The sequence below is a fragment of the Pantoea sp. ICBG 985 genome (assembly GCF_002928365.1).
GTDB classification, from domain to species: Bacteria; Pseudomonadota; Gammaproteobacteria; order Enterobacterales; family Enterobacteriaceae; genus Pantoea; species Pantoea dispersa.
The window spans coordinates 1-6,093 of the sequence record NZ_POWM01000017.1 but is presented as its reverse complement, the minus strand read 5'-3'; the positions used below and the strand labels follow the sequence as shown (position 1 = coordinate 6,093).

Below are 6,093 nucleotides of genomic sequence, written 5' to 3'. Positions count from 1 at the left end.
AATTTCTAGCTGCACTTAAAGGTAGCAAATCACCTGAATTTCTAGCTGCACTTAAAGGTAGCAAATCACCTTGAACTAAGTATACATGATCTTCGCTTGGGCTTACAACTAGGTGCTTAGCATGGGATGTTCAGTCAAATGACGGCACTAATCAAAAGGATCTTCTTGAGATCATCTTTTTCTGCGCGTAATCTCTTGGTCTGAAAACGGAAAAACCACCCGGCAAGGTGGTTTTTTCGAAGGTTCAGTAAACCGGCAAGTTTCTGAACCGTGGTAACTGGCTTTCGCAGAGCACAGCAACCAAATCTGTCCTTCCAGTGTAGCCGTACTGAGGCGCACACTTCAAGAGCAACCTCGTGTTTAGCTAACAAATCATCTGCGAACCAAGTTACCAATGGCTACCGCCACTGGCGATTTGTTGTGTCTTTCCGGGTTGGACTCAAGTTGATAGTTACCGGATCGGACGTGGTAGTCGGACTGAACGGGGGGTTCGTGCATACAGTCCAGCTTGGAGCGAACTGCCTACCCGGAACTGAGTGTCAGGCGTGGAATGAGATAAACGCGGCCATAACAGCGGAATGACACCGGTAAACCGAAAGGCAGGAACAGGAGAGCGCACGAGGGAGCCACCAGGGGGAAACGCCTGGTATCTTTATAGTCCTGTCGGGTTTCGCCACCACTGATTTGAGCGTCAGATTCCGTGATGCTTGTCAGGGGGGCGGAGCCTATGGAAAAACGGCTTCGCCGCGGCCTTATCGTTCCCCTGTTAAGTTTCTTCCTGCCATCTACCAGGAAATTTCCGCCCCGCCTGTAAGCCGGTACCGCTCGCCGCAGCCGAACGACCGAGCGCAGCGAGTCAGTGAGCGAGGAAGCGGAATATATCCTGTATCACATATTCTGCTGACGCTCCGCTGCTGCATTTTTCTCCTGCCACATGAAGCACTTCTCTGATATCCTCACTCGTGCCAACATATTAAGCAAGTATACACTCCGCTAGCGCTGCGTGACTGGTTCAGGGCTGCGCCCCGAAACCCGCCAAAAGCCTGACGCGCCTGCGGCTTGTCCAACCCCGCGCCGACCGGGAAAGGCTTTCCCGCCCGTCCCGGCGTTATCAGGAGGCCGGTTTGTCAGAGAAACGGAGCAAGATGCTCACCATGTGGGTGACGGAGGACGAGCACCGGCGGCTGCTCGAGCGCTGTGACGGCAGGCAGCTGGCGGCGTGGATGCGGCAGATCTGCCTGGACGAAAAGCCGGCACGTTCCGGAAAGCTCCCATCAATCTCGCCGGCGCTGCTGCGCCAGCTTGCCGGCATGGGCAATAACCTGAACCAGATAGCCCGCCGTGTTAACGCCGGCGGCGGCACCGGCCATGACAGGGTGCAGATTGTGGCGGCGCTGATGGCCATCGATGCCGGCCTTGAGCGGCTGCGGCACGCCGTTCTTGAGAAAGGAACGGACGATGATCGTTAAATTTCATCCGCGCGGCCGCGGCGGTGGCGCCGGGCCGGTGGACTATCTGCTGGGTAAAGACCGGCAGCGTGAAGGCGCCACCGTCCTGCAGGGGAAGCCGGAAGAAGTCCGGGAGCTGATTGACGCGTCGCCTTACGTTAAGAAATACACCTCCGGCGTTCTGTCGTTTGCGGAGGCCGATCTGCCTCCCGGCCAGCGGGAAAAACTGATGGCCAGCTTCGAGCGGGTTCTGATGCCCGGACTCGATAAAGATCAGTACAGCATTCTGTGGGTGGAGCACGCGGACAAGGGGCGTCTGGAGCTGAACTTTCTGATCCCCAATACTGAGCTGCTGACCGGCAGGCGGCTCCAGCCTTACTACGACCGCGCCGACCGGCCGCGCATCGATGCCTGGCAGACTATCGTGAACGGCAGACTGGGGCTGCACGACCCGAACGCGCCGGAAAACCGCCGGGCGCTGGTCACGCCGTCCGGGCTGCCGAAAACGAAGCAGGAGGCCGCAGAAGCCATTACCCGGGGACTGCTGACCCTTGCTTCGTCCGGGGAGCTGAAAAGCCGTCAGGATGTCACTGATACTCTTGAAGGTGCAGGTTTTGAGGTGGTGCGCACCACGAAAAGCAGTATCAGCATTGCCGACCCGGACGGGGGGCGAAACATCCGACTGAAGGGAGCCATCTATGAGCAGTCTTTTAACGCTGGCGAAGGACTTAGAGCAGCAATCGAAAGCGCAGCAGCAGAGTACCGGCGAGATGCTGAAAGCCGCATTCAGCGAGCACGAGCAGTCTGTCAGAGCGGAACTGAGCGCAAGCGCGAGGAGAATCAGCGACGCCATCCTCGCCCACGAGCAGAGTATGAGCGAGGCGATGGAGAAAAACCGGCGGAGCGTACAGCGGACTGCCGGGCGGACATGGCTCACCATCCTGATGGTGTCAGCGCTGCTGATCGGCACGAGCGGGAGCATTCTGTGGTGGCAGGGGCAGCAGATAACCGACAATTACACGCATCTTCGTCAGCAGGAAGATACCCTGGCGAAAATGACCGCCCGGACGTGGGGAGTGCGCTATCAGGAGAGCAGCGACGGCCGGAGGTTTCTTATCCTGCCGCCGGGGATGCAAACCGAAGCCATCCCCTACGACGGGACGACATGGATCCGCCTGAAACAGGAGTAGCGGAAAATGACAGAGCTGGAAAAGCAGTTGCTGAGCGCATTAGAGCAGCTACAGCAGGACTACTCGCAAAGGCTGGACGAATGGGAGAGCGCCTTCGCGGAATGGCGGAGCATGTGTGGGCTTATGCAACGGGAGAACGCGATGCTGAACGAGCGCGTGTCGGACTTGAGCACGCAGGTGCTGAGTTTAAGCGAGCAGCTGCGCCGCTTGTCCGGGAACTGAATGCCATCGAGCTCCGGCACAGGGAGAATGAGTATCAGAAAACACTGGAGCTGGAGCGCCAGCCGCAGAAAACCTACCGCGGGCCGACACTTTAAACCATCCAGGCAGCTGACAACCCGCACGAAGAGGGGCTCTTATTTCTCCCGCTAAATAGGTTCGTGATCAAAAAGATCACGACTTATGAGGAGTCAGAAAATGAACGCCATAAAATTGCTCGAGCAGCTGCTTAACTGCCTGTATCTGGTGACTGAACTGTGGGAGTGGCTGGAGAAGCATTTGTCGGTTTTCGGGGCCTTAACGTTGTTTTTGGGCTGAATCCTGTCGCCATTCACCTGGCTGAATGGCTATGCATCGGGTTAAAATTTATCAGGCGCGATCGGGGCGGTTTACCGGGGGTTTGTTGCCTGTTTTACCTGACTGCCGCCCCGATCGCGCCGAACGCGTCCGGGGCGGTGCGGGCAACGGATGTTATGGTAAATAACATCCGTTATAGCCTATTGATTCCTGTTTTTTGTTAGTTCATTGATTGCCTGAGACAAAGATTGAGTCAGCATTGCTATTTGAGTTTGTTGTTGCTCGATTTGTGACTGTTGCATATCGATGATTGGCTGTATTGACTGGACACCCTCGATTGCTGCTTTTACCCGCACGGAGTTTGCTCCACCGGCTTGATATATCCTTAAGTTTCTGGCTGCGCCTCCAGAACATTTTTTCCCTGTTGCCGGGTTTGTTGTCTGAGTCGTCCATCCTGTTTTGTAGTCGTCTTCATTTTTCATAAGTCTGCCTTAGTTACGACCCGCATTAACGATCTGGCTAATTCGTCCCTCGCTGAGGTCAAAGTCTCTTGCTATATCCATACGTTTGTCTCCGCGAGCGGCTCTAGCCTGAATTTGTAAATCACGTATCGCCATGCTGTGTTGTGCGTCACTAGCCTCTAAGGCTTCTACGCGATTAAGTAACTCAGTAAAACCGGAGTTAATTTCTTTCTTTATGTTGTTGATAGTGTTGCTTAAATCGTTTGGTTTTGATGTTTTTTTAGGCATGGCATATTTCTCTATACTCGGCGGCTAAGTCCGCTAAAGATTTTTAGCTTTGTTAAAGTTGTAAGGTAGGGATTATTGCTCCTTTTGGCAAGGTAAATTTAATGAGATAAAGAAATTTAGTGCTTTATGCAGGGTGGCTTGCAAGGCACAACGCTTTGTTTGTTCTGATCTAAAGTCCTAATGTGAAAACATTTAACGTAACCAAAAATGCATCAGCACTGCATTTACGGTTCACCATGAACCATAATATGATTTCTAAGAATACCAAAAGCAAAATAAAATCTCTTATATAACATATAGATACCTTTCTTTTGCCTTATCTTTTCTTTCTAGATAGATTTTTGTGAAGGCGTTACAACGCCTTCACAGCCTGAGATAATCAAAAAAACAAAGCTATCAGGAGGGATAAAAAATGTTTGAGAAAGGTGTGTTTTTGGCTGAAAGGCTTGCGAAGGTCGCAGTGGTGCTAACTAATCTGGTGCTATCTCTGTCTGTATTGGGATTGGTCTATTTCATTTTTCAAATTCTGGGAATGAGGTGATTTATGCTGTACTGGAAAAGAATGCCTTCACTATGGATAGGTATCAAAATATCTGAATTCAACGATCTTGATACAGCAAAAGCCATCGCCGCGTTAAAGATTTATTTAACATTTTGCCTTTTCTGCAAAGAGTCAGATTCAGGACAGAGAACTGTTGAGCTAACTTTTAGTAACCTATGTGAGATAGCATCATTAAGCCGATCGTTAGTTAACGAAGGGCTTAAAATTCTTTATGCAAAAGAGTTGATAAAAAATTTATCAACGACAGTACGTAAAAAAATTTATACCGTAGATGTATTAGAGAAGCATGATGATGGTTGGTGTAAGCTTCCCTTTAAAGGAATTGTAGGTGAAGATGGAAAAATAAGTGCATTTCAATCCATGCACAACAGATATCCATTTGAGTTGCTAGCTTTACAAACCTACATGTACCTTCTTTATGCTCGTGATAATAGAAATGAGTATACTCTTGCTAGGAAAAAAACAATATGTAAAAAACTGAAATGCAAACTACCTGAACTAAATAAAGCTATTACCTATCTTATTCATATTGGTTTACTTGATAGGATTGTTAAAAAATCAATAGAAAACAAGCCGTTGGAAATGTTTCATGATTCATGTTACTTCTACTTTAGAGCGGGAAGTAACAGCGCTCTCACTTACAAAAGGAAATCAGAGGTGCTTAATCTTTCAGAGGAGGACTTGCCTTTTTGATTGCTTCTCGAAATCAAAATTAGAATATTTTATTCTTATATTGGATGAGAGCAAAAAAATAGGTCCAAAACCGCTTGATTTTGGACCTTCAATTCCATAAAAAAGAATGGTTAATCGTCTATTTCCATGTCTTCAGGTTTTTTACCGAAATGTTGATATTTTTCTTCTAACACGGCAAAGTCGCATGTTCCTTGCATTCTGCCTTGCAAGGCAAGGTTTCTTAATAGTTTTGATTTTTCAGATATTTTATCTTCATTTACACGAATAAATTGTAACTGTTTATATAGCATTCTTTTGTAAGGCGTATCAGGCATGCTATCCAGATCAAGTAAAGACACTTCAGCTTCGATTATTGGAATCATAAATTTCAGATTAATCAATCCAAGCTGATTGTCAGGGACACCGTTTTCATGAAGTTTGAAGAAGGCGGGTGATGACTCTTTTACATTAGCATGCCATGCTTTTGGCGACGTTAAAGGTGCTAAATATTTATGTCCTTCAATCTCTAGTACTATGCCAATGAAAGCCTTAGGATTGTTGTATGTAGGATCTTCGCTATTGGGAACTTTGTCATCAAAGTCCTTCAGGTATTTTATGTAACTGCTTGATATTGTGTAAAATTTCATTTTTTTCTCGTAAAAAAGGCGACTGTGTATAGTCGCCTTTTTTACTTTATTACTTTAAGGTAGTAAATGACCTAAATTTCTAGCTGCACTTAAAGGTAGCAAATCACCTGAATTTCTAGCTGCACTTAAAGGTAGCAAATCACCTAAATTTCTAGCTGCACTTAAAGGTAGCAAATCACCTGAATTTCTAGCTGCACTTAAAGGTAGCAAATCACCTGAATTTCTAGCTGCACTTAAAGGTAGCAAATCACCTTGAACTAAGTATACATGATCTTCGCTTGGGCTTACAACTAGGTGCTTAGCATGGGA

9 protein-coding genes and 1 pseudogene are annotated in these 6,093 nt (G+C 48.1%); 5 read left to right on the top strand and 5 right to left on the bottom strand.

Annotated elements, in window-relative coordinates; translation table 11 throughout:
- Nucleotides 1-372: 372 nt before the first annotated feature.
- Complete coding sequence (locus tag C1Y42_RS23950; RefSeq protein ID WP_097766092.1) at nt 373-498, bottom strand: replication initiation protein; 126 nt, start codon at nt 496-498, stop codon at nt 373-375.
- A gap of 647 nt (nt 499-1,145) precedes the next feature.
- On the opposite strand from C1Y42_RS23950, the gene C1Y42_RS23190 reads away from it, so the two are divergent.
- The 4 genes and pseudogenes from C1Y42_RS23190 (at nt 1,146) to C1Y42_RS23525 (ending at nt 2,860) form a co-directional block, all read left to right on the top strand.
- Nucleotides 1,146-1,469, top strand: a complete 324-nt coding sequence (locus tag C1Y42_RS23190) for a MobC family plasmid mobilization relaxosome protein (RefSeq protein WP_012477689.1) — start codon at nt 1,146-1,148, stop codon at nt 1,467-1,469.
- Nucleotides 1,408-2,112, top strand: a pseudogene (locus C1Y42_RS24120) (relaxase/mobilization nuclease domain-containing protein); the annotation flags it as partial. The gene C1Y42_RS23190 and the pseudogene C1Y42_RS24120, both read left to right, overlap by 62 nt.
- 34 nt (nt 2,113-2,146) lie before the next feature.
- Nucleotides 2,147-2,638, top strand: coding sequence for an MbeB family mobilization protein (locus tag C1Y42_RS23530; protein WP_146068822.1), 492 nt, complete (start codon nt 2,147-2,149; stop codon nt 2,636-2,638).
- Between the two features lie 6 nt (nt 2,639-2,644).
- Nucleotides 2,645-2,860, top strand: a complete 216-nt coding sequence (locus tag C1Y42_RS23525) for an MbeD family mobilization/exclusion protein (RefSeq protein ID WP_029590204.1) — start codon at nt 2,645-2,647, stop codon at nt 2,858-2,860.
- A 494-nt stretch (nt 2,861-3,354) separates the two neighbouring features.
- Here C1Y42_RS23525 and C1Y42_RS23175 read toward each other — a convergent pair whose 3' ends face one another.
- Both C1Y42_RS23175 and C1Y42_RS23170 read right to left on the bottom strand, forming a co-directional pair.
- Entirely contained in the window at nt 3,355-3,636 is a 282-nt protein-coding gene (locus C1Y42_RS23175; RefSeq protein WP_000786945.1) for a hypothetical protein, read from the bottom strand.
- 9 nt (nt 3,637-3,645) lie between these two features.
- Entirely contained in the window at nt 3,646-3,903 is a 258-nt protein-coding gene (locus C1Y42_RS23170) for a hypothetical protein (protein ID WP_001125013.1), read from the bottom strand.
- Nucleotides 3,904-4,447: 544 nt separating this feature from the next.
- Between C1Y42_RS23170 and C1Y42_RS23165 the strand changes: the two genes are divergently transcribed.
- A complete protein-coding gene (locus C1Y42_RS23165) occupies nt 4,448-5,158 on the top strand; it encodes a hypothetical protein (protein WP_024165718.1) in 711 nt (236 codons plus the stop codon).
- 110 nt (nt 5,159-5,268) lie between these two features.
- Here the strand turns inward: C1Y42_RS23165 and C1Y42_RS23160 are convergent, their stop codons facing one another.
- Together C1Y42_RS23160 and C1Y42_RS23625 are read right to left on the bottom strand one after the other, a co-directional pair.
- Nucleotides 5,269-5,784 (bottom strand): type III toxin-antitoxin system ToxN/AbiQ family toxin, encoded by a 516-nt coding sequence (locus C1Y42_RS23160; RefSeq protein WP_000675353.1) that lies wholly within the window; start codon nt 5,782-5,784, stop codon nt 5,269-5,271.
- Nucleotides 5,785-5,838: 54 nt separating this feature from the next.
- Nucleotides 5,839-6,093: hypothetical protein (locus tag C1Y42_RS23625; RefSeq protein WP_158251423.1), on the bottom strand; the 255-nt coding region annotated here is incomplete at its 5' end.